The sequence below is a fragment of the Candidatus Halocynthiibacter alkanivorans genome (assembly GCF_003333265.1).
Lineage (GTDB): Bacteria > Pseudomonadota > Alphaproteobacteria > Rhodobacterales > Rhodobacteraceae > Halocyntiibacter_A > Halocyntiibacter_A alkanivorans.
Map to the genome: position 1 here is coordinate 24,728 of NZ_QOLB01000073.1, position 21,233 is coordinate 45,960.

18 protein-coding genes are annotated in these 21,233 nt (G+C 60.6%); 13 read left to right on the forward strand and 5 right to left on the reverse strand.

The window, feature by feature from the left end:
- The first annotated feature begins 59 nt into the window (after positions 1-59).
- Positions 60-269 (forward strand): SlyX family protein, encoded by a 210-nt coding sequence (locus DWA01_RS07310; RefSeq protein ID WP_114285188.1) that lies wholly within the window; start codon positions 60-62, stop codon positions 267-269.
- Between the two features lie 278 nt (positions 270-547).
- Here DWA01_RS07310 and dnaE read toward each other — a convergent pair whose 3' ends face one another.
- The gene (gene dnaE, locus DWA01_RS07315; RefSeq protein WP_114285189.1) at positions 548-4,069 is read right to left on the reverse strand and encodes a DNA polymerase III subunit alpha; all 3,522 of its coding nucleotides are present in this window, start codon (positions 4,067-4,069) and stop codon (positions 548-550) included.
- 272 nt (positions 4,070-4,341) lie between these two features.
- Between dnaE and DWA01_RS07320 the strand changes: the two genes are divergently transcribed.
- From DWA01_RS07320 to DWA01_RS07345, 6 genes are all read left to right on the forward strand, one after another.
- The gene (locus DWA01_RS07320; RefSeq protein ID WP_235008458.1) at positions 4,342-5,862 is read left to right on the forward strand and encodes an ABC transporter ATP-binding protein; all 1,521 of its coding nucleotides are present in this window, start codon (positions 4,342-4,344) and stop codon (positions 5,860-5,862) included.
- Between the two features lie 27 nt (positions 5,863-5,889).
- Complete coding sequence (locus DWA01_RS07325; RefSeq protein WP_114285190.1) at positions 5,890-6,975, forward strand: ABC transporter permease; 1,086 nt, start codon at positions 5,890-5,892, stop codon at positions 6,973-6,975.
- Entirely contained in the window at positions 6,975-7,907 is a 933-nt protein-coding gene (locus DWA01_RS07330) for an ABC transporter permease (RefSeq protein WP_114285191.1), read from the forward strand. The genes DWA01_RS07325 and DWA01_RS07330 overlap by 1 nt, the downstream gene beginning before the upstream one ends.
- A 61-nt stretch (positions 7,908-7,968) precedes the next feature.
- Complete coding sequence (locus DWA01_RS07335) at positions 7,969-9,045, forward strand: BMP family ABC transporter substrate-binding protein (protein ID WP_114285192.1); 1,077 nt, start codon at positions 7,969-7,971, stop codon at positions 9,043-9,045.
- A gap of 82 nt (positions 9,046-9,127) precedes the next feature.
- Complete coding sequence (locus tag DWA01_RS07340) at positions 9,128-10,207, forward strand: NAD(P)/FAD-dependent oxidoreductase (protein WP_114285193.1); 1,080 nt, start codon at positions 9,128-9,130, stop codon at positions 10,205-10,207.
- A 102-nt stretch (positions 10,208-10,309) separates the two neighbouring features.
- Entirely contained in the window at positions 10,310-10,597 is a 288-nt protein-coding gene (locus DWA01_RS07345) for a carboxymuconolactone decarboxylase family protein (protein ID WP_336470002.1), read from the forward strand.
- A 381-nt stretch (positions 10,598-10,978) separates the two neighbouring features.
- Here DWA01_RS07345 and DWA01_RS07355 read toward each other — a convergent pair whose 3' ends face one another.
- Positions 10,979-13,474, reverse strand: a complete 2,496-nt coding sequence (locus tag DWA01_RS07355) for a GcvT family protein (RefSeq protein WP_114285195.1) — start codon at positions 13,472-13,474, stop codon at positions 10,979-10,981.
- Between the two features lie 160 nt (positions 13,475-13,634).
- On the opposite strand from DWA01_RS07355, the gene panC reads away from it, so the two are divergent.
- Together panC and panB are read left to right on the forward strand one after the other, a co-directional pair.
- Positions 13,635-14,501 carry a pantoate--beta-alanine ligase gene (gene panC / locus DWA01_RS07360; RefSeq protein WP_114285196.1) on the forward strand — a complete coding sequence of 289 codons (867 nt, stop codon included), beginning with the start codon at positions 13,635-13,637 and terminating at the stop codon, positions 14,499-14,501.
- Positions 14,501-15,313 carry a 3-methyl-2-oxobutanoate hydroxymethyltransferase gene (gene panB, locus DWA01_RS07365; protein ID WP_114285197.1) on the forward strand — a complete coding sequence of 271 codons (813 nt, stop codon included), beginning with the start codon at positions 14,501-14,503 and terminating at the stop codon, positions 15,311-15,313. Before panC ends, panB begins: the two co-directional genes overlap by 1 nt.
- Before the next feature lie 112 nt (positions 15,314-15,425).
- Here the strand turns inward: panB and DWA01_RS07370 are convergent, their stop codons facing one another.
- Positions 15,426-15,911, reverse strand: a complete 486-nt coding sequence (locus tag DWA01_RS07370; RefSeq protein WP_114285207.1) for a PaaI family thioesterase — start codon at positions 15,909-15,911, stop codon at positions 15,426-15,428.
- 286 nt (positions 15,912-16,197) lie between these two features.
- Between DWA01_RS07370 and DWA01_RS07375 the strand changes: the two genes are divergently transcribed.
- Complete coding sequence (locus DWA01_RS07375) at positions 16,198-17,109, forward strand: pirin family protein (protein WP_114285198.1); 912 nt, start codon at positions 16,198-16,200, stop codon at positions 17,107-17,109.
- Between the two features lie 163 nt (positions 17,110-17,272).
- Here the strand turns inward: DWA01_RS07375 and DWA01_RS07380 are convergent, their stop codons facing one another.
- Entirely contained in the window at positions 17,273-17,896 is a 624-nt protein-coding gene (locus tag DWA01_RS07380) for a hypothetical protein (RefSeq protein ID WP_114285199.1), read from the reverse strand.
- A gap of 24 nt (positions 17,897-17,920) precedes the next feature.
- Positions 17,921-18,910 carry a 2-hydroxyacid dehydrogenase gene (locus tag DWA01_RS07385; RefSeq protein ID WP_114285200.1) on the reverse strand — a complete coding sequence of 330 codons (990 nt, stop codon included), beginning with the start codon at positions 18,908-18,910 and terminating at the stop codon, positions 17,921-17,923.
- 206 nt (positions 18,911-19,116) lie between these two features.
- Here DWA01_RS07385 and DWA01_RS07390 point away from each other — a divergent pair, with 206 nt between their 5' ends.
- From DWA01_RS07390 to DWA01_RS07400, 3 genes are read left to right on the forward strand one after another with little or no spacing between them, the layout of a single operon-like run.
- A complete protein-coding gene (locus tag DWA01_RS07390) occupies positions 19,117-19,596 on the forward strand; it encodes an SH3 domain-containing protein (RefSeq protein WP_235008459.1) in 480 nt (159 codons plus the stop codon).
- Positions 19,597-19,600: 4 nt separating this feature from the next.
- The gene (locus DWA01_RS07395; protein WP_114285201.1) at positions 19,601-20,188 is read left to right on the forward strand and encodes a hypothetical protein; all 588 of its coding nucleotides are present in this window, start codon (positions 19,601-19,603) and stop codon (positions 20,186-20,188) included.
- A complete protein-coding gene (locus DWA01_RS07400) occupies positions 20,178-21,092 on the forward strand; it encodes a cation diffusion facilitator family transporter (protein WP_114285202.1) in 915 nt (304 codons plus the stop codon). Before DWA01_RS07395 ends, DWA01_RS07400 begins: the two co-directional genes overlap by 11 nt.
- The last annotated feature ends 141 nt before the right edge of the window (positions 21,093-21,233 follow it).

Consider the following 21,233-nt stretch of genomic DNA (forward strand, 5'->3'; position numbering starts at 1 on the left):
GACGTGCATTCCGCCGCGTCTTTTCATATGGGGGAGGCCAGATACAAAGGAGTTCAGCGATGTCAGAGACCCGGATCACCGCGCTGGAAGAACAGATCGCCCATCTCAGCCGGGCGGTGGATGACCTGTCCGAGATCGTGGCGCGGCAGGAAAATGAGCTGGAACTGGCGACCCGCAGGCTGGGCATGCTGATGCAACGCGAGGCCCACCGCGAGATGGACGGTGGCGGTTCGGTGCCGCTGGCCGATCAGCGCCCGCCGCACTGGTAGAACTGGCGCCATACCGCCCCGTGGTCCCCTGGTGCCACAGTGGCAGGGGCGGTAACCGCGCCGCTGCACGCGGCCTCTGCCGTCACAACGGCGATGGGGAGACGCACAGCCCTCCCCCTGCGGCACGCCGGGCTGCGGGGCTTCAGATGGAGCGCCTTCAGACCGGGCGGCATCAGACCGCAGGTTTTCAGACGGCGATCTTCTGGCAGAGGCATTTTCTCGCAGCATGACCTTCTGGCCGCGGGCGTTTCCGGCGGCGGCGCTTTTCGGCGGCAGGTTCAGAATTCCTCCACCATCACCACGCCCTCGATGCTTTTCACAGCGCTTTTAATCTGCGGGTTCAGCGCGAAATCACCGCCCAGATCCAGCTCGACCTCGCCGGGCAGATCGGGTGACATCAGGCACATTGAGACCGGGCCGCGGGCGCGGGTCTTGGCTTCACTGCGCGCCCGCGCCAGCATCTCTGCCACCACCACCACTGCCGAAGCGTCTTCAATCCAGACCCGCAGCCCGGCGCTGCCTGCATCGGCCACCACCATATCCACCGGCTGCACCGCGCGCGCCAGCAGCTTCAGCTGATCGGCGTCCACCGTGGCTTCCACCGTCACCACCACATTGGCGCCGGTGGTCAGATGGTCGCGCGCCAGTTCCAGCGTGTCAGAAAAAATGGTGATCTCATAGCCACCGGTCGGATCTGACAGCTGGGCAAAAGCAAATCGGTTGCCCTTGGCAGATTTGCGTTCCTGACAGCCCGCGACCGTGCCGCTGAGCTTGGCCAGACAGGCGCCTTTCTGCGCGGCCATCACTTCCAGCTCTGCCAGGGTCAGCACTTTCTTGCGCTTCAGCGCCGGCATGTAATCGTCCAGCGGATGGCCCGACAGGTAGAAACCCACCGCCTTGTATTCTTCCGCCAGCCGTTCGGCGGCCAGCCAGTCATTGACCTGGGTCATGCGCGGCTCGGGCAGGTCATCGCCCGCCTCGCCAAACAGCGACACCTGGTTGGAATTGCGCTGCTCATGCACCGCGGCGGAATAGGCCACCAGCCCGTCGAGACTGGAGAACACCCGTTTACGGTTGGGGTCGAGCTGGTCAAAGGCACCGGCGCGGGCCAGCATTTCCATCGGCCGTTTGCCCACCCGTTTCAGATCAGCACGCCGCGCCAGATCATAGAGGCTGGCAAAAGCACGATCACCGCGCGCGTCCACAATCAGCTGCATCGCTTCGCCGCCGACGTTTTTCAGCGCCCCCAGCCCATAGACCAGATCGCCGTCTTTGGTGAAAAACGTCGATTTAGACCGGTTCACGCAGGGTGGGATGATGGTCAGGCCCAGACCGTCACGCTCTGTCGAGCGCATCACCTCATTGGCATAGACTGACAGTTTGTCGGTCAGGTGAATATCGCAGTTCATCACCCCGGCCATGAATTCTACCGGGTGGTTCGCCTTGAGCCAGCCGGTCTGATAGCTGACCACCGCATAGGCGGCGGCGTGGGATTTGTTAAAGCCGTAGTTGGCGAATTTTTCCAGCAGATCGAAAACCTCAGTGGCTTTCTTTTTTGGCACCCCGTTATCGGCCGCGCCCTTCTCAAACTTTGGCCGTTCGGCGTCCATCGCCTCTTTGATCTTTTTACCCATAGCGCGGCGCAGCAGGTCGGCGCCGCCCAGCGAATAGCCCGCCATCACCTGGGCGATCTGCATCACCTGTTCCTGGTAAACAATAATGCCCTGGGTTTCGGCCAGAATATGGTCAATCAGCGGATGCACTGATTCCAGTTTCTTGGTGCCGTTTTTCACCTGACAATAGGTCGGGATGTTTTCCATCGGACCGGGACGATAGAGCGCCACCAGCGCCACGATGTCCTCGATACAGGTCGGTTTCATCTGCCGCAGCGCATCCATCATGCCGGTGGATTCCACCTGGAACACGGCGATAGTGCGGGCGTCGGAATAAAGTTTGTAGGTGACATCGTCATCCAGCGGGATGGCGTTAATTTCGTTGACCGCGCCCTCGGGCGGCTCGTACAGCGTGGTGCCATCCGCCGCCTGGTGCAGATCGCGGCCGCCGGCGCGGACCTGATCCACGGCATTTTGAATCACCGTCAGGGTCTTCAGACCCAGAAAGTCGAACTTGACCAGGCCGGCCTGTTCCACCCATTTCATATTGAACTGGGTGGCGGGCATGTCCGAGCGCGGATCCTGATACAGCGGCACCAGCTCATCAATCGGCCGGTCGCCGATCACCACACCGGCGGCGTGGGTTGACGCGTTGCGCAGCAGGCCTTCGACCTGCATGCCATAATCCAGCAGCCGCTTCACCACCTCTTCATTTTTGGCCGCGAAGCGCAGCCGTTCTTCCTGGTCCAGCGCTTCGCGGATCGACACCGGTTTCACACCTTCGACCGGGATCATTTTGGACAGGGCGTCGACCTGACCATAGGACATCTGCAACACGCGCCCGATGTCACGCACCGCCGCTTTGGACAGCAGCGCGCCGAAGGTGATAATCTGGCCAACTTTGTCGCGACCATATTTCTCCTGCACATAGCGGATCACCTCTTCGCGGCGGTCCATGCAAAAATCGATGTCGAAATCCGGCATCGACACCCGTTCCGGGTTCAGGAAACGTTCAAACAGCAGCGAATAGCGCAGCGGGTCAAGGTCGGTGACGGTCAGCGCATAGGCCACCAGCGAGCCCGCACCCGAGCCCCGGCCCGGCCCGACCGGAATGCCCTGATCTTTGCCCCATTTGATAAAGTCGGCCACGATCAGAAAATATCCGGGAAAGCCCATGCCTTCGATGATATCGAGCTCAAAATCCAGCCGCGCCTGGTAGTCTTCCAGCGACACCGCATGGGGGATCACCGCCAACCGGTCCTGCAGACCTTTGTTGGCCTGACGGCGCAGTTCCACCACTTCGTCATCGGCGAACTTGGGCAGGATCGGGTCGCGGCGATAGGCTTTGAAGGCGCAGCGCCTGGCGATTTCCACCGTGCTCTCAATCGCTTCCGGCAGATCGGCAAACAGGGCGATCATTTCCTCAGGCGTTTTGAAATAATGCTGCGGCGTCAGCCGGCGGCGGTCAGCCTGCTGATCGACATAGGCGCCATCGGCGATACAGATCAGCGCATCATGGGCCTCATACATGTCCGTTTTGGGGAAATAGACATTGTTGGTGGCGACCAGCGGGATCTCCATCGCATAGGCCATTTCCACAAAACCACGCTCGGAAGCCCGCTCGGGCGCAGTACATCGCCCGCCTTCGCCCGGGTGACGCTGCAATTCTACATAAAGACGGTCGCCATAAATGCGTTTCAGCCGCGCCATCAGCGCCTGGGCTTTGGGCAACTGCCCGTCCACCAGCAATTGCCCGACCGGGCCTTCGGCACCACCGGTGAGACAGATCAGCCCGCCGCCATATTGCTCAAGCTCATCCAGCGTCACCTGGGGCAGCTGATGGCCCTTGTCGATATAGAGGCAACTGTTGAGCTTCATCAGATGCTCATAGCCGGTCTCGTTCTGCGCCAGCAGCACCACAGGCGCGGGATCCCGTTGTTTTTCCCCCGGCGCGGCAACCTCATAGCACAGATCAATCTGGCAGCCGACAATCGGCTGAATGCCGGCCTCACTGGCGGTGCAGGAAAATTCCAGCGCCGCAAACAGGTTGTTGGTATCGGTCACCGCCACTGCGGGCATGCCAGCCGCAGCACACATGCCGGGCAATTTCTTGGCACGCACCGCCCCTTCGAGAAGGGAGTATTCAGTGTGCAGACGAAGGTGGATGAATCGTGGGTCCTGGCTCATAGCCGCATCCTATGTCAGCGCGCCGCCGGCAGAAAGCCACCATTTGGCGATTTCACTCCGCTCACCCGGCGGTTGCGTCCGGAGAGTTGGTGGAATTGATGCCCGTTTTGCAACTGCTTAGCGGGAAAAGCCTGCTGCCCAGGGTAAAAACTTGCCCGGGCGGTACAAATTGGCAAAAGGTTTTGACCGGACAGTCACAAATCAGTGTTGTTTGCGGCTGGCTGGCAGTATGGTCATTGAAAGAAATACAGAATCCACAAGGGGATGGCACCGTGACAGCGACCAGCCTTCTGTCAGTCAAGGGACTGACCAAAGCATATCCGGGGGTCGTTGCCAACGATCAGGTCGGGTTTGAAATTGCACCGGGGGAAGTGCATGCGCTGCTGGGGGAAAACGGCGCCGGCAAGTCGACCCTGGTGAAAATGATCTACGGTCTGGTGCGCCCGGACAGCGGCAGCATGGTGATGAACGGCGCGCCCTTTGAACCGGGCACGCCCTCGGCTGCGCGCGGCGACGGCGTCGCGATGGTGTTTCAGCATTTCTCGCTGTTTGATGCACTGAACGTAGCGGAAAACGTGGCGCTTGGCATGGATCAGCCACCCAAAATGCGCGAGTTGTCACGCCGTATCCGTGAAGTCTCCGAAAATTACGGCCTGCCGCTGGACCCCGACCGGATGGTGGGCGATCTGTCGGCCGGCGAACGCCAGCGGGTCGAGATCATCCGCTGCCTGTTGCAGGATCCGAAACTGCTGATCATGGACGAACCCACTTCGGTGCTGACGCCACAGGAAGTGGCTATCCTGTTTGAGACGCTGAATAAGCTGTCCGAAGAGGGCACAGCGATCCTGTATATTTCCCACAAGCTGGAAGAGATCCGCACCATTTGTGACAGCGCCACTATCCTGCGGCTGGGCAAGGTGGTGGGCCAGTGCAACCCGCGCGAAGAATCTGCCCGCTCCATGGCCGAGATGATGGTGGGACAAGAATTGCTTATCCCCACCCGCACTCCCGGGGAGCCGGGCGAGGTGCTGCTGGAACTGAATGATCTCTCGGTGCCGGCAGACAACCAGTTTGGCACATCGCTGCGCAACATTTCCCTGACCGTGCGGGCGGGCGAGATTCTGGGCATCGGCGGCGTCGCCGGCAATGGCCAGGACGAGTTGGTGCTGGCGCTGTCAGGTGAAGTCCGGACCGAGTTAAACGACATCATCTTCAAGGGCATTCCGGTCGGCACCCTGCCGCCGAACCCGCGCCGGGCGCTGGGACTGCTGACCGCGCCTGAAGAACGGTTGGGCCACGCTGCAGCCCCGGATATGAGCCTCACTGAGAACGCTTTGCTGACTGCGGCGATCCGTCAGGGCCTGGCCCGCAACGGCTTTCTGAACTGGCCCAAGATCCGCAAATACGCCAGCGAAGTGATTGAAACCTTTGATGTGCGCACCCCGGGGCCGGAAAACGCCGCGCGTTCGCTTTCGGGAGGTAATCTGCAGAAATTCGTCATTGGCCGCGAAGTGCTGCAAGACCCGGATCTGCTGGTGGTGAACCAGCCGACCTGGGGGGTGGACGCCTCTGCCGCGGCTTCGATCCGTCAGGCGCTGATGGATCTGGCGGCCAAAGGCGCGGCGGTGATCTGTATCAGCCAGGACCTGGACGAGCTGATGGAGATTTCCGACCGGTTTGCCGCGCTGAATGAAGGGCGCTTAACACCGCCGCGCCCGGCCCGGGGGCTGAGCGTGGAAGACATTGGCCTGATGATGGGCGGCGCGCATGATATGGAGGCCGCACATGTTTGATCTGACGACAGCACCGGAGGCGCGACTGTGATACGTCTGGAAAAACGACCGCAGCCGTCCAAACTGTGGATCGCGCTGACGCCGGTTCTGGCGGTGATCGCGACGATGATTGCCGGCGGCATCCTGTTTGCCATGTTGGGCAAACCACCGGTCGAGGCGATCCGCACCATTTTCTGGGATCCGCTGTTTTCCGAACAGTTCGCCGCCTATTCCAGGCCGCAACTGCTGATCAAAGCCGGGCCGCTGATCCTGATCGCGATCGGTCTTTCACTGGGCTTTCGCGCTGGCATCTGGAACATCGGTGCGGAAGGTCAGTATATCATGGGGGCGATTTTTGGCGCCGCTGTGGGGCTGGCCTTTTATCCGATGGAAGCGTTTTACATCTTCCCGCTGATGGTGATTGCCGGCGCGTTCGGTGGCTGGCTCTGGGCGATGATCCCGGCTTTGCTGCGTACAAAGTTCAATACCAATGAGATCCTGGTGTCCTTGCTGCTGGTCTATGTGGCGGAGTTTCTGCTGCAGTCGATGGCGTTGGGAGCGCTGCGCAACCCGGACAATTCGGGTTTTCCCGGCTCGCGCAACCTGAGCCAATATGCCTCCGCCAGCAATCCGGAACTGTTTACCGGCACCGGCATTCACTGGGGCGTGCTGACCGCGTTTATCGCGGTGATCGGCGCTTATATCCTGCTCAGCCGCCATATCCTCGGCTTTCAGATCCGCCTCACCGGGCAATCTGAGCGCGCGGCGCGCTTTGCGTCGGTCAATCCAAAACGGCTGGTGATCTTTTGTCTCGGTATTTCAGGCCTGCTGGCCGGGCTGGCGGGCATGTTTGAAGTCTCCGGCCCGTCCGGGCAGATTTCGATCGATTTTAACGCGGGTTATGGCTTTACCGCCATCATCGTGGCCTTTCTCGGCCGGTTGAACCCAGTGGGTATTCTGCTGGCCGGCATCCTGATGGCGCTGACCTATGTCGGCGGAGAACTGGCGCAGATCATGCTGGGGTTACCGGCGGCAGCAATCCAGATCTTCCAGGGCATGCTGCTGTTTTTCCTGCTGGCGCTGGACGTGCTGTCCAACTTCCGTATCCGCTTCAGAAAAGGGGGCATTGCCTGATGGATCTGTCATCAATTGATCTGGTCACCCTGGTGGCTGCGCTGATGGTCGCCTCAACCCCGATCCTGCTGGCCGCAATCGGCGAGCTGGTGGTGGAAAAATCCGGGGTGCTGAACCTGGGTGTCGAAGGCATGATGATCACCGGAGCCATCACCGGCTTCATGGGGGCGGTCGCCACCGGCAGCCCGGTATTTGGTTTCTTGTTTGCGGCACTTTCGGGCGCGGGTATGGCGTTTTTGTTTGGCTTTCTGACCCAGTATCTGCTGTCCAATCAGGTCGCCACCGGTCTGGCGCTGACCCTGTTCGGGCTTGGGCTGTCTTCCATGCTGGGCCAGGGCTACCAGGGTGTGCGCCCGCCCTCAACACCGCGTCTGGACATCCCGGTTCTCTCGGACATTCCGGTGCTGGGGCAGATGTTCTTTTCTCATGACCTGATGGTCTACCTGTCACTGGTACTGATTGTGCTGGTCTGGGCGCTGTTAAAATTCACCCGTGCCGGGCTGATCCTGCGCGCGGTGGGAGAAAGCCATGATGCGGCCCATGCGCTGGGCTTTAAAGTGGTGCGCATCCGCATGTTGGCCATCATGTTCGGCGGCGCCTGTGCCGGGCTTGGCGGCGCTTACCTGTCGCTGGTGCGGGTGCCTCAATGGGCCGACGGCATGACCGCCGGCGCCGGCTGGATCGCGCTGGCGATTGTGGTGTTCGCCAGCTGGAAGCCGGTCTGGATCCTGGTCGGTGCGTATCTGTTTGGCGGCATGACCGTGTTGCAGCTCAAGCTGCAGGTTGCCAATATTCCGGTGCCGGTCGAATATCTGTCGATGGCACCTTTTGTTATCACCATCCTGGTAATGGTCGTCGTTTCGGCCCTTCGCGGACCGGGATTTGTCGGCGCACCTGCGGCGCTGACCAAAGTTTTCCACGCCTCAAATTAGAGGCAGAATAGTCTGAAAGACCCACAGGGGTCTCATTCAAAACACAACGGGAGTTTGCACAATGAACTTGAAAACAATCCTGACCGGGGCGACGCTTGCCCTTGGCGTGGCGGTCTCTGCCCAGGCCAACGAAGTGGTCAAAGCAGGTTTTATCTATGTCGGTGTGCCGGGTGACGGCGGCTGGACCTATGAGCACGACCAGTCGCGCCAGGCGGTTGAAGCCTATTTCGGCGATGAGGTCGAAACCACCTATGTGGAAAGCGTGCCTGAAGGCCCCGATGCGGAACGGGTGATGACCCAGATGGCGCTGACCGGCGTTGACATCATCTTCACCACCTCATTCGGGTATATGGAAGCCACCAACAACGTCGCGGCCAAATTCCCCAATGTGAAATTTGAGCACGCCACTGGCTTCATGCGCAACACGCCCAACGTCTCGACCTATTCGGCGCGTTTCTATGAGGGCCGTGCGGTTATCGGCACCATTGCCGGTCGCATGACCAAGAGCAACAAAATCGGCTACATCGGCTCGTTCCCGATCCCGGAAGTGATCCGTGGCATCAACTCCTCATATCTGAGCGCCAAGAAGGTGAACCCGGATGTGGAGATGAAAGTGGTCTGGGTTTACACATGGTTTGACCCCGCCAAAGAAGCCGATGCGGCTCAGGCACTGATTGACGATGGTGTGGATGTGATCCTGCAGCACACCGATTCCACCGCGCCCCTCGCCAAAGCAGCAGATGCTGGCGGCGTGATCGGCTTTGGCCAGGCCTCTGACATGGCCGCCTATGCCCCAGCGCCACGGGTATCCTCAATCATCGACAACTGGGCGCCTTATTACATCCAGCGCGTTCAGGACGTAATGGACGGCACCTGGGAATCCACGGATACATGGGATGGCATTTCCACCGGCATGGTGAAAATCGGTGACATCACCGATGCGGTTCCGGCCGATGTGAAAGCTGAAGCGATGGATCTGATTGCGCAGATGAAAGCCGGCACATTCAGCCCGTTCACCGGTCCGATCAACAAGCAGGACGGTTCTGTCTGGCTTGCGGATGGCGAAGTTGCGGATGATGGCACACTAGCAGGCATGAACTTCTATGTCGAAGGCATTGTCGGCGACATTCCCAACTAAGTTTGTAACTGACTGCAAAAAATTTGAGGCCCGGCACCCGTCGGGCCTTTTTTCTTGCCGCCGCCCAGGGCAGGTTGCGCGCATGGATATAGATTTTCTGATTATCGGCGCCGGCATTGCCGGATTGTCAGCGGCAGTTGAGCTGTCCGCTTTGGGTCATGTGCTGGTGCTGGAGGGCGAAGATGCGCCGGGCTATCACGCATCGGGGCGCTCGGCGGCGCTGTTTGACGGCAATTATGGTGCGGCACCGGTGGTGGCGCTGAGCGAGGCCAGCCTGCCAGAGCTTCAGGCCGCAGGCGGGCTGTTGTCTGAGCGCGGCATCATGTTTGTCGCCGCCGCGCATCAGGCCGTGGAATTTGCCGGGCTGGTATCGGATCACCAGCTTCAGGTGCTGAATTTCGAACAGGCCGCAAGACGCGTGCCTTTACTCAAACCCGGCGCTGTGGCCTTTGCCGGTTACACCGATCAGGCCTGGGATATGGATACCGATCTGATGTTGCAGGGTTATGCCCGGGTATTGCGCGCCGCCGGCGGCAGGGTGGAGTGCCGCCAGCAAGTCAACGCGATTACCCGGGTGGCTGAGGGCTGGCTGGTCCGCACTGTAAGTGGTGCAGAGTATCGCGCCCGCAACATCGTCAATGCCGCTGGTGCCTGGGCTGATCAACTGGCCGTCATGGCCGGGATCAAACCCATCGGCATCACCCCGATGCGCCGCTCTATGGCCCGCATTCCGGCGCCCGGAGGCCTCGATGTGAAGAGTTGGCCAATGGTGGTGGCGGTGGATATGTCGTTTTACTGCAAACCGGACGCCGGCAGTCTGATTGTCTCTCCCGCCGAAGAAGATCTTGTCGAGCCGCATGACGCCTGGGCCGATGATATGGTGCTGGCCGAGGGGCTGGCCCGTTACGAGGAGATGGTCACGGAACCGGTGACCCGGCTTGAAAGCTCCTGGGCCGGACTGCGCAGCTTTGCGCCAGACGAAGTGCTGGTGCTGGGGCCGTCGCTTCAGGATGAACGTTTTGTCTGGGCCGCCGGCCAGGGTGGTTACGGGTTTCAGACCGCCCCTGCCTCTGCGCGCCTGATTGCGGATCTTGTAGCCGGGCGTGTGCCGGAACTGGCACCGGATATGGTGCGGGCTCTGTCAGCAGAAAGGTTTGGCTGACCCGTTCAGGACGTAGCCACGCTGAAACCGGATCGGCCAGGATCAAGGTGGTGGGACTTCACGCCTGCCATTGCTGCACAAACGTCAGCAATGGAGGGCACCATGGCCTGGGCCAACAGTATTGGATCCACCCGCAGCCAGTTGTGGTCCCTGAACAAGGCGATGCCGGACACCAGCCGCGCCTTTTCTGCCCTGACCAGCACGGTGCATGCGTCCGGGGTGCTGGATGCGAAGACAAAAGAATTCGTGGCGCGGACCATCTCGGTGGCAGATCGCTGCGAACCCTGTACCGGCTTTCACATCCTGGCACTTGGCCGCGCTGGCGCCCGTCGCGAAGAGCTGAACGCGTGCTGTCGCTCACGATCCGGATGGGCGGCGGACCGTCCCTGATGAATGCCGCCAAAGCCCTGGAGTGCTGGCATCAGATGGTGAAAAAATAACGACGGAAAGACGGCACTGCTGCGTATTACCCTTAACGATACAAAACAGGGGCAATGATCATGCGTTTAATTCTGACCGTGGTGGTGATTTTAATCGGCGCAACCGTGCAGGCAGAGCAAAGCCGCGCAGAGGCGGGTGAGTCAGCCAGAGGCGCATCGCATTGTGCCCGGGCCGCCGCAACCGCGTAGTACCCCCCGCTGCCGGCAGACCGCATGGCATGGCCACCGGGTTTCCCGACAAGCACGCGCTGAAAAACGCAACGCGGAAAACAGGGGCCGGGGGGGAGGCGCGTCACAAAAAAAGGGCCCGCAACGCGCGGGCCCTTTCACATTATCCGTTCATGCGGATGGTTTCGTTTTTCGGGTCATACGGGCTGTCCGCCGTCACCTCTGCATCCCAGAGCTTGTTTTGCATCATGACTTTGACTTTGGTGCCCGGCACCGCCAGTTCCGGTGGCATGTAGCCCATGCCGATGGACTTCTCAAACGCCACCGAATAACCGCCCGAAGTCAGACGACCGACCTTTTTACCATCAAGGAACAGTGCTTCGCGGCCCCATGGATCCGCATCATCCGGCCCGTCAATCAGCAAGGTACAGCATTTAAAGCGGATGCCGGTCTCGTTGGCAGCGTCTTTGCCGTAAAACTCTTTGCCCTGGTCAAAGAAACGCGGCAGATCGGCTTCAAGCGGGGTCGCGTCGCGGCCCAGTTCCGTGCCGAACGCCCGGTAGGATTTCTCCTGACGCAGCCAGTTCTGTGCCCGGGCGCCAACCAGTTTCATCCCGTGTTTCTTGCCGGCTTCTTCCAGCAGGTCGAACAGGTAGTTCTGCATCTCGATCGGGTGATGCAGCTCCCAGCCCAGCTCGCCGGTATAGGCCACACGGATCGCGTTGACCGGGCACATGCCCAGCTCGATCTGACGCGCCGACAGCCATGGGAAACGTTTGTTGCTCAGCGCGGTTTCCGGATCGGCATCTTTGATGATCTCTTTCAGAACATCGCGCGATTTCGGGCCGGCAATGGCGAACACGCCCCATTGAGTGGTGACGTCCTGGATCTCGATATAACCGAACTCTTCTGCTTTATCTTCCGCAGCTTTGCGCAGGTAATCGGCGTCATATTCAGACCACCCGCCGGCGGAGACCAGATAGTAGTTGTCTTCGCCATTGCGCACGATGGTGTATTCGGTGCGGGTGGTGCCGGCCGAGGTCAGCGCATAGGTCAGGTTGATACGGCCGATTTTGGGCAGTTTGTTACAGGTGAACCAGTCGAGGAACTGGGTGGCACCGGGGCCCTTGACCACATGTTTGGTAAAGGCGGTCGCGTCGACAAGACCAACACCTTCGCGGATCGCTTTGGCTTCTTCCACCACATGGGGCCACCAGCCACCACGGCGGAAGCTGCGGGACGCCTCGTCATCGAAACCTTCGGGCGCGTAGTAGTTGGGACGTTCCCAGCCGTTGACCCAGCCAAATTGCGCGCCACGGGCGGCCTGACGGTCATAGGCGGGCGATGTGCGCAAGCCGCGCGCGGCGGGGCGTTCTTCATCCGGGTGGTGCAGCACATAGACGTGCTCGTAGCACTCCTCGTTTTTGCGCGCGGCAAAGTCGGTGGTCAGCCAGTTGGAGGAATAGCGTTTGGGGTCGAGCGACGCCATGTCGATCTCGGCTTCGCCGTTCACCATCATCTGGGCGAGGTAGTAGCCGGTGCCGCCAGCCGCGGTGATGCCAAAGGAAAACCCTTCAGCCAGCCACATGTTGCGCAGGCCAGGTGCCGGGCCCACCAGCGGGTTGCCGTCAGGCGTATAGCAGATCGGACCGTTGAAATCGTCTTTCAGACCGCTCTCTTCACAAGACGGCATCCGGTGGATCATCGCCATATACTGGTCTTCGATCCGCTCCAGATCGAGTGGGAACAGGTCGGCGCGGAAACTGTCGGGCACGCCATATTCAAAACAAGCCGGTGCGTGTTTCTCATAGACACCAAGGATCCAGCCGCCGCGCTCTTCACGCACATAGGACTGGGCGTCGGCGTCGCGGATCACCGGGTGCTCCGGGTTGCCTTCGGTACGGTATTTTTCCAGCGCCGGGTCTGTGTCCATCACAATGAACTGATGTTCCACCGGAATCGCAGGCATTTTGATGCCGAGCATTTTGGCGGTGCGTTGCGCGTGGTTGCCCGAGGCGGTAACCACATGTTCGGCGGTGATCACAATCTGCTCTTCAGACGGTACCAGGTTGCCGCCCTTTTCGACCATTTTGGTCAGGGTGACGTCCCAGGCTTCGCCGTTCCAGTTGAAAGCGTCGGCCTGCCATTTGCGCTCAATAACTGCGCCGTGCTGGCGGGCACCTTTGGCCATCGCCTGAGTCACATCGGCGGGGTTAATATAGCCGTCGGTGTTGTGATAGAGCGCGCCTTTGAGATCATCGGTCTTGATCAGCGGCCAGCGGGCTTTGATCTCATCCGGTGTCAGCCACTCATAGGGCACGTCGCAGGTTTCGGCGATGGACGCATAGAGCATATATTCGTCCATACGCTCATCGGTCTGCGCCATACGCAGGTTGCCCACCACAGCGAAACCAGCGTTCAGACCGGTTTCTTCTTCCAGCGATTTGTAGAAATCGACCGAATATTTGTGAATATGCGTAGTGGCAAAGGACATGTTGAACAGGGGCAGCAGGCCCGCCGCATGCCAGGTTGAACCGGACGTCAGCTCGTCCCGTTCAATCAGCATAACATCGTCCCAGCCCGCTTTGGCCAGGTGATAGGCAATCGAGGTCCCGATGGCACCGCCACCTACAACCAGAGCTTTGACATGGGTTTTCATAGACCGACTCCGCAAATTCTATTTTGGGACAGATTGCCGATTTCGCCCTGATTCAGCGACAGAATGACGACCCAATAATGAGCGAAACCGACTTTGTACCCGGTTGCCAGAGTGCGATACCGTATTTATACGGTACCGGAGCTGGTGATCTGGAGGTTTTATGAAGATTTTGCGGACAAAACAGGCGGCACGGGACTGGGCGCGGGCGGGGCGCCAGCAGGGCAAGTCTCTGGGCCTGGTGCCGACTATGGGTGTGTTGCACGCCGGCCATATGCAACTTGTCGCGGCCGCAGCGGCGTGTGACCGGGTGGTGGTGTCGCTGTTCGTCAATCCGATGCAATTTGGTCAAGCCTCTGATCTTGCGGCTTATCCCCGCGATGAGGCCCGCGATTTTGACCTGTTGCGCGCCGCAGGTGTGGACGCCGTTTTTGCACCGGATATCAGCGAAATCTACCACGCAGAAACCCAGACCACAGTGCTGACGGAACAGCTGGACACCGTCCTGATGGGCGCGTTGCGCAAAGGGCATTTCCGCGGCGTCTGCACCGTGATCACCAAGCTGTTCAACATTCTTCAGCCTGATTCTGCCGTTTTTGGCGAAAAGGATTATCAGCAATTGCTGGTGATCCGCACCATGGTGCGCGATCTGGATATGCCGGTCGACATTATTGGCGTGCCGACGGTGCGCGAAAGCGACGGGCTGGCGATGTCCTCGCGCAATCTGCGTCTGAACGCAGCGGACCGCGCAGCAGCACCGGTGCTGTCGGCCGCGCTGGATTATGGCCAGACGCGGGTTGCCGACGGCATCACCGCTGCAGCACTGGAGGCGGAGGTTGCCGACTTCATCACCAGGGAGCCGACGGCGATGCTGGAAACGGTGGACGTACGCGATGCGGAAACGCTCGCCGAAGTGGACGGGTTGATCATGGTGCCGGTGGTGATCCTGCTGGCGGCCCGGTTTGGCGAAGTCCTATTGATAGATCAACGTGTTGCCGTGCCTGCCCCGGTGCTTGAAGGAGTGAAATAATGTCGAGCCAGAAACAACAGATCCGCCGCACAACCGTGCCTCAGATTGCCGGGCGTAAAGGGGGGGCACCGATCGTATCGCTGACCTCATATCACGCCCACACGGCCGCGATCGTTGACAAATATGCTGATTTTATCCTGGTGGGCGACAGTCTCGGCATGGTGATGCACGGCATGGACAGCACCATTGGTGTGCCGCTTGAGTTGATGATCATGCACGGGCGCGCTGTGGTGCGTGGCACAGAACGCGCCCTGATCGTGGTAGACATGCCTTTTGGCAGTTATGAGGAAAGCCCTGGCGTGGCGTTTCGCAATGCCGCCCATGTGATGAAAGAAACCCAGTGCGGTGCGGTCAAACTGGAAGGCGGCGCGCGCATGGCGGAAACCATCCGATTTCTGAGCGAGCGCGGCATCCCGGTAATGGCGCATATCGGGCTGACGCCGCAGTCCAGCCATGTGATGGGCGGCTTCAAAACCCAGGGCCGGGATGAAGACAGCTGGGCGGCGCATGAGGCGGACGCGCGCGCGGTGACTGACGCCGGCGCCTTTGCCCTGGTGCTGGAGGGTATGGTCGAGCCATTGGCGGCGCGGATCACCGGCCAGGTTGAAATCCCCACCATCGGCATCGGCGCCAGCGCCCGCTGTGACGGTCAGATCCTGGTGCTGGAGGACATGCTGGGCATGAATCCCTGGGTGCCGAAATTCGTCAAAAAATACGGCGATCTGGGGCCGATGATTGAAAAAGCAGTGTCTGACTATGCTGAAGATGTGAAATCGCGCGTCTTTCCCGGCGAGGAGCACCTCTACCGCTGAGGACGGCGTGTTCATGAGATGGGGGCGGGAGTTTCCCGCCTCACCTGCCCCATTGGCCCGCGCGCACAATTGGGATGAGCCCGATGATACACCCCACACGGCAGCCAGAGGTTCAGCTTTGCCCGGTGGTTTCGCTGCGCCCCTGCACCGCCATCAGGGTCGCGGTCATTGAAGCGATCAGTTTTTCACGCCCGCCGGTCACCGCCCAGGCTTTGCCTTCGCTGATGATCAGCGTTCTGCCGGCCTTCAGAACCTCGGCGCGAAACAGAAACCTCTCGCCCCGGGCCGGGGAGATCAGGTTGGTTTTGAATTCCACCGTCAACACCGTCGCCTCAACCGGCATCAGCGAATAGGCCGCGTAGCCACAGGCGCTGTCCAGCGCGGTGGTGACAATGCCGGCGTGCAGGAAACCATGCTGCTGGGTGAAATCGGCGCCAAACGGCATTTCCAGCTCAATCAGCCCCGGCGACAGAGTGTTGATCTGCACTCCAAGCGTACCCATCACCTTCTGGCGTTTAAAACTGGTTCTGACGGCCTGGTCAAAATCCGGATTTTTGGGGCTGTGGCGCGTCCCGGCCAATGCGGTGTGAGTCGTCATATCAAATCCTGTGCGCTGTCTGGCGCGCGGGTAAGCCGCGCAGGGAAACGCTACAGCAGCAAAGGCGATACGCAAAACCGGGATCTGCATCGCGCCGCAACGTCACAACCGCGCCGGGAAGAACGACGTCTGCCGCGCGCGCTGATCCAGACCCGGCGCTCCCCCGCGCCACGGTCTTCGCATTTTTGCACAGGCGGCGTTTGGTGGCAGGTGTTTCCCCGGCCCCGCTTTCGCGCCATATTATGCCCTGAAACACGATATTGAGGCTCAGAAAAGGAGCACCGCCATGACATTCAGACCAGTTACATCCCAGACCATGGCCACCCCGACCATGGAAGGCGCCGGCGTGCATTTGCAGCGGGTGTTCGGCTTTGGCGACACCAGTGAGAGCGACCCGTTCCTGTTGCTGGATGATTTCCGCAACGACGATCCGGCGCTGTATGAAAAGGGCTTTCCCTGGCATCCGCACCGCGGCATTGAAACCATCACCTATGTGCTGGACGGAGAGGTGGAACACAGTGACTCGCTTGGCAACAGCGGGCTTTTGGGCGCCGGTTCGGTGCAGTGGATGACCGCCGGCTCCGGCATCATGCATCAGGAAATGCCGCGCGGAAACACCAAAGGGGTGATGCACGGGTTTCAGCTCTGGGCCAACCTGCCCTCCAGCCTGAAAATGACCGCGCCGCGTTATCAGGACATTCAGTCCAGCGATATTCCCGTGGTGATTGACGATGACGGCACCAGCGTCAAAGTGATCACCGGCGGTTTCTGGGGCAAACGGGGCCCGGTGGACGGCATTGCCGCCGACCCGCTGTACCTGGACATCTCGGTGCCGCCCAACACGCGGCGCTCGCTGCCGATTGATACCCGCGCCAACGCTTTTGCTTATGTGTTCGCGGGGGCGGCCAGCTTTGTCGATGCCGCCGCGCCGCTGGGCGTACGGGTGGAAAAAGAGGTTGCCGGCCAGGAAATCAACATCCGCGACATGAGCGGCAACCGCACGCTGGTGCGTTTTGGCAGCGGTGATGAGATCACCGTGCAGACCGGGGCTGAGGGCGTGCGCTTTCTGCTGGTGGCGGGACGGCCGATTCAGGAGCCTGTGGCCTGGCACGGCCCGATCGTGATGAACACCCGCGCCGAGCTGCAGCAGGCGATGCGCGAGTTGAACAACGGCACCTTTATCCGCGATCAGAGATAAAAGCGAAGGCGCGCATCTCTGGCGGATTAGCCCTTTGGAAGCCGCTGACGCCAGAACATAACTTCATTAGGCGCCCTCCGGGGCGCCTTTATTCATGCGTAGAATTGACGGTTTTCTGCGATTTCACTTTCACACCGCCGCCCCGCCAGCGCGGTTACACCCGTCACTTCGCGGCACCTGCTGCATCGGGGGAAAGTTTCTGCCGGCGAGTCGCTTCCATCGCCCCCAGCAACACGCTGCCATATGCGATCAACTCCAGAACTTCTTCGTAAAGGCCTGAATTGGCCACAGGAATCAGATGTTTTTCAAATAGATCCGCAAAAACAAACACCACCAGTCCAAAGGCGATCCAGCCCCAGGAGCGCGATCTGAAAAACACACGCGCTGAGGCGAGGCGCCCGGATGTACACATTACCCACAATGCTAGCCCGTAGAGCAGCATCGCCGCAAAGATAACAATTGAAATGTTGGTCAGCATCAGTTCCGTCGTTCTGGAGACCCCGTAAACTGCGCCCCAGGTTGTTTCGCGGCCGATCCCTGCAAAAGACACCGCCGCAAACACTGCTGCGAAAGCATGCAATGCGTTGCTCTGGACATGTGCCACCGTGAGCGGGCGCAGCGCCAGAGCCCCCCAGGCCAGCAACATGGCCGCGAGCACCACGATTGAGCCAACTTCAAATATGCCGGATTCGCTGGCGGCGAACGGGCGCACTGAATTTATCAGCGTGATGACGCCAAGCAGCGCGCCAACAATCAGGAAGTTGCGCAGCCAGTAACGGATATCCATAGGTCAGAATTCTCCAGCAAACTCTTATAACATCGAGGGCACGACGAGGTCCGGCGGACGGTGGCCGTCGTCAAAGGTTTTTATATTGATCAGGACTTTTTCGCCCATCTCAATGCGGCCCTCTACTGTTGCCGAGCCCATATGTGGCAGCAATACCACGTTTTTCAAGGCCCGCAGCCGCGGATTGATCTGATTGCCGTGTTCAAACACATCCAGCCCGGCGCCGGCGATTTCACCTGCGCGCAAGCCCCGGGTCAGCGCGTTTTCATCGATCACTTCGCCGCGCGACGTGTTGACGATCACCGCATCCGGCTTCATCAGTTTCAGCCGCCGGGCGTTTATCAGGTGGAAGGTCGACGGCGTATGCGGGCAATTGATTGAAAGTATATCCATGCGCGCCACCATCTGATCGAGACTTTCCCACCAGGTCGCTTCAAGCGCGGCTTCGGTCTCGGCGTGCAACCGTTTGCGATTGTGATAATGCACCTGCATGCCAAAGACCCGGGCCCGGCGTGCCACCGCCTGCCCCACACGGCCCATGCCCAGAATGCCCAGTCGCCGCCCGGCAATACGCCCGCCCATAAAGGCCGTCGGCGCCCAGCCTTCCCAGTCGCCGTCCTGCTGCATCACCGCCAGGCCTTCGGGAATGCGCCGGGTGACCGCCAGAATAAGCGCCAGTGTCATATCGGCGGTGTCTTCGGTCACCACATCCGGGGTGTTGGACACCAGAATGCCGCGCTGGCGGGCGGTGGAGACGTCAATATGGTCGATCCCGGCGCCATAGCTGGCAATCAGTTTCAGCCGGTCGCCAGCCTGGGCAAGCATCGCCGCGTCGATCTGATCCGTGACACAGGGCACCAACACATCACTGCGCTTCATCGCCTCAATCAACTCGGAACGGGACATTTTACTGTCCTCATCGCGCAGCTCGACATCAAACAGTTCTTTCATGCGGGTTTCGACCACATCAGGTAAGCGTCGCGTGATAACAACACTCAGACGTTCAGACGACATACGCCCTCTCCCCTTGCTTTCTTTTTCTGCTCCATACTGGCAAACTCTGGCCAACCGGGGCAAGTCCATATAGCACCCGCAGACAGATCTTCCGCGGTGACTGAGCGCATCAGCGGCGGCGATTGAGGAAAGACAGATTGCGCATGAAAAAGATGTTGGCACTGATTGTTGTTGCCGGGGTAATGCTGAGCGGGGCGCTGGCGCCGATGGCCAGCGCGTCCCCCGCCGCCTCTCCGGACGCGGCCAGCGATGGCAAGGCGCGCGGCGCGGTCACCAATCTGCCAATCCCGCGCTATGTGTCAATGAAAGCTGCCAGCGGCAATGTACGCCGGGGCCCGTCGCTGACCCACCGGATTGACTGGGTGTTCCAACGCCGCAACATGCCGCTGGAAGTGGTCGCTGAATATGACAACTGGCGCCGGGTGCAGGACCGTGACGGCCTGGGGGGCTGGGTGCATTATTCGTTGCTGTCGGGCGAACGCACGGTGATTGTCGAACCAGACATCCTGACGCTGCGCCGGACACCCGAAGCCAATGCACCGGTCACGGCTGAACTTGAGGCCGGGGTGGTGGCCTTTCTCGACCAGTGCCGGATCGACTGGTGCCGCGTCAATGCGTCAGGATATAAAGGCTGGGCCAAAAAGACCGCGCTCTGGGGCGTGGACCCCGAAGAAATCCTGGAATGATGCGATGCTGGAACAGAGCGCGATGCGCGATCTGACCTGGCCCGGCGGCGGCATCCGCAAAATGCAACAGCCCGGCGCGCGCGGCCGGGCGGTGTTTCGACCACGCAAAGACCTGCTGCGGTGCATTTCCGGCGGCGACAACGGCGTCTTTTCCCCCGTAAGCCGCACGCCGGACCGCAGCGCCATCCCCGCCGCACCGGTAACAACAGTCAGCCGGCGGTCAGCAAACCGGCCTCACCCCCACCGTTTTCAGAGCAGGGTGCACGCCGCCTCTGTGCGCCTGTGGCGGGGGCTGACCCAGGGCAGCTTTTCTGTCAGCAGCGCTTGGTCTCCGGACGGTACCAGCGCCGCGACGCGCTCAATGTTAAGTAATCACCGTATTGCCCACGCCCGCATTGATACCGCCAGAAGGGGTTGTTTTTTCAACGGCTCCCCCAGGACCCGCGCTGCGGGAAAATACATCGCGACTGCCGCAAAACATGCCATTGTGGCGGGCCACGCGCCTGCCGGCATTGCCACAGCTTCGGTGGCGCTGCCGGAGCTGCTGCATCGGCCGGGGGCAAAGTTGAAAGTGGGATCTGATGACAGATAAATTGCAGCTGAACCTCTCTGCCGCACTGGCTTCTGCGGGCGTGGCGCTGGTATTGGTGCTGGCCAAACTCTGGGCGCTTGGCGAGACCGGCTCGCTGTCGATTGCCGCTTCGCTGGGCGACAGTGCGATGGATCTGATGGTCTCGCTGGGCGGTCTGGCGGCGATCACCTATGCCGCCCGCCCGCCGGATGAGGACCACGCGTTTGGCCATTCCTCGGCCGAAGATCTGGCCGCGCTGGGCCAGGCGATCTTTATCTTTATCACCGGGCTGGTGATTGCCGGATCTGCGCTGCTGCGGCTGAGCAACGACAACCCGCCGCCGCTGATGGCCGAGGGGCGCGGCATGGTGGTGATGGCGCTCTCGGTCACGCTGACCATTGGCCTCGTGCTGTGGCAGCGCCGGGTGGCGCGCCAGACAGGCAACCGGGTGATCCACGCTGACAGCCTGCATTACATCGGCGATCTGGTGCCCAATACCGCAACACTTCTGGCGCTGTTCGCCTCGGCGCGCTGGGACATGGGGCAGGTCGATTCGGTGGTGGCGCTGAGCGCGGCCGGGGTGCTGGGCGCCGGCGCGCTGCGCATCGGCAAAGGCGCCTGGGACGCGCTGATGGACCGGGCGGCACCTGACGCTCTGGTGGCGCGGATTGAAGAGATCGCCGGCAGCTGGCCCGGGGTCTACGGCTTTCATGACCTGAAAACACGCACCTCAGGCTCAAAACTGTTCATCAACCTGCATATCGAAGTTGATGGCGAACAAAGCCTGCATCAGGCGCATGATATTGGCGCTGGGCTGCGCCGCGCCATCCTGCATACTTTTCCCGAAGCCGATGTGATCATCCACAAAGACCCGGTCGGCAATGAACCCCATCCCGACGACCCGAGCAAAGCAGCAAAATCCTGAACACGCAGCGGGGCAGCTCTCCCGCGCCTCAGCCCCGCATCAGAGATGCGCATCCCGACTTGGGCCGCGCCCCGCATTCCATGCGGGGCCACAGCCTGATTGCACCGCAATCAGGCTGCCAGCAGTGGGCGGGTCCGGCGC

Excerpts from the sequence above, each read along its gene's own strand:
- DWA01_RS07380 (WP_114285199.1), bottom strand. The coding sequence starts at position 17,896 with ATGGATATCCGTTACTGGCTGCGCAACTTCCTGATTGTTGGCGCGCTG.
- dnaE (WP_114285189.1), bottom strand. The coding sequence starts at position 4,069 with ATGAGCCAGGACCCACGATTCATCCACCTTCGTCTGCACACTGAATAC.
- DWA01_RS07310 (WP_114285188.1), top strand. The coding sequence starts at position 60 with ATGTCAGAGACCCGGATCACCGCGCTGGAAGAACAGATCGCCCATCTC.
- DWA01_RS07335 (WP_114285192.1), top strand. The coding sequence starts at position 7,969 with ATGAACTTGAAAACAATCCTGACCGGGGCGACGCTTGCCCTTGGCGTG.
- DWA01_RS07390 (WP_235008459.1), top strand. The coding sequence starts at position 19,117 with ATGGCCAGCGCGTCCCCCGCCGCCTCTCCGGACGCGGCCAGCGATGGC.
- panB (WP_114285197.1), top strand. The coding sequence starts at position 14,501 with ATGTCGAGCCAGAAACAACAGATCCGCCGCACAACCGTGCCTCAGATT.
- panC (WP_114285196.1), top strand. The coding sequence starts at position 13,635 with ATGAAGATTTTGCGGACAAAACAGGCGGCACGGGACTGGGCGCGGGCG.
- DWA01_RS07340 (WP_114285193.1), top strand. The coding sequence starts at position 9,128 with ATGGATATAGATTTTCTGATTATCGGCGCCGGCATTGCCGGATTGTCA.
- DWA01_RS07400 (WP_114285202.1), top strand. The coding sequence starts at position 20,178 with ATGACAGATAAATTGCAGCTGAACCTCTCTGCCGCACTGGCTTCTGCG.
- DWA01_RS07395 (WP_114285201.1), top strand. The coding sequence starts at position 19,601 with ATGCTGGAACAGAGCGCGATGCGCGATCTGACCTGGCCCGGCGGCGGC.
- DWA01_RS07355 (WP_114285195.1), bottom strand. The coding sequence starts at position 13,474 with ATGAAAACCCATGTCAAAGCTCTGGTTGTAGGTGGCGGTGCCATCGGG.
- DWA01_RS07370 (WP_114285207.1), bottom strand. The coding sequence starts at position 15,911 with ATGACGACTCACACCGCATTGGCCGGGACGCGCCACAGCCCCAAAAAT.
- DWA01_RS07330 (WP_114285191.1), top strand. The coding sequence starts at position 6,975 with ATGGATCTGTCATCAATTGATCTGGTCACCCTGGTGGCTGCGCTGATG.
- DWA01_RS07385 (WP_114285200.1), bottom strand. The coding sequence starts at position 18,910 with ATGTCGTCTGAACGTCTGAGTGTTGTTATCACGCGACGCTTACCTGAT.
- DWA01_RS07345 (WP_336470002.1), top strand. The coding sequence starts at position 10,310 with ATGGCCTGGGCCAACAGTATTGGATCCACCCGCAGCCAGTTGTGGTCC.
- DWA01_RS07375 (WP_114285198.1), top strand. The coding sequence starts at position 16,198 with ATGACATTCAGACCAGTTACATCCCAGACCATGGCCACCCCGACCATG.